The 971-nt window shown below is 28.7% G+C and carries 1 protein-coding gene; it reads right to left on the bottom strand.

The window, feature by feature from the left end; translation table 11 throughout:
• Positions 1-240: hypothetical protein (locus GQS64_RS11945; RefSeq protein ID WP_198231761.1), on the bottom strand; the 240-nt coding region annotated here is incomplete at its 3' end.
• Positions 241-971: the final 731 nt, after the last annotated feature.

The raw sequence follows: 971 nt of genomic DNA, 5'->3' as shown, positions 1-971 counted from the left end.
CGATGAGCTACCATAACTATCAGGATTCAACCCTTGGGATTGATAATCGCCACCCTTATAACCCGCACCGTGATAAGAGTTGCTACCATAAGCCCCCTCATACTGACGATCACGGCTTCTCTGGGCTGCATCCGCCTGTGCGATCGAAAGGAGAAACGTTGAACAAACATAAAAAAATATCGTAAGCCACGAAATCGTTTTGTTTGTAAAACGACCTAAAAAACCACCCCTCATATTCATGATCTACCCCGATAATTACACTTTTCTCATAGCTTCGATTTTTTATCGTAATACTTATGTTTTTCCGATCGATTCTTTTTAATACCTATACAATCGAATCATATGTGATGTTTAAGATATTTAATTACATATTTCTACTTCTTTTTATCATAAAAAAAATTTTTAAATCGCTTTATTTTGAAATTTTTTACCCAAATAAGGTATTTTTATGAATATTTTTTATCAATAACTTATTAAATTTCATAATAATAATATAAATTGTTCTGTTTTTAATTTATATTTCTAATTATCTATAATTTAATTAACAAACAAAAATAATATAATATATTTTATTTTTATTAATTTTATTTTTTGTTGCATTGTTATAATATTATTAATATTTTTAATAAATTTTTTAAATATTTTTAGGTTAACTGATGCATATTTTAATTTCAATCTTGTTTACAATTGATAATAATCAATCATGTATTCTATTATCTATTATATACTTATTTACTTGACGACTACAGAATTGATATTTTTATTTTTTATCGGATTTTATGACGAATCGTACACCCTCCAATACTTTATATTAGACTTTAATTTTTTGTCGTATGCTATTTTTGTCCTTGACGCGCGGCACTAATAATAAGGTTTGTGAACATCGCGATGACCTGCCGAACCGGCTTGTCTTCACATTTTGAATGTTTGAAAGTGTATGACGCTATTTTTCACGCTAACGGCCCCACCGA

Source organism: Bartonella sp. P0282 (genome assembly GCF_048452985.1).
GTDB classification, from domain to species: domain Bacteria; phylum Pseudomonadota; class Alphaproteobacteria; order Rhizobiales; family Rhizobiaceae; genus Bartonella; species Bartonella choladocola.
This window is presented reverse-complemented; position numbering and strand designations above follow the sequence as displayed.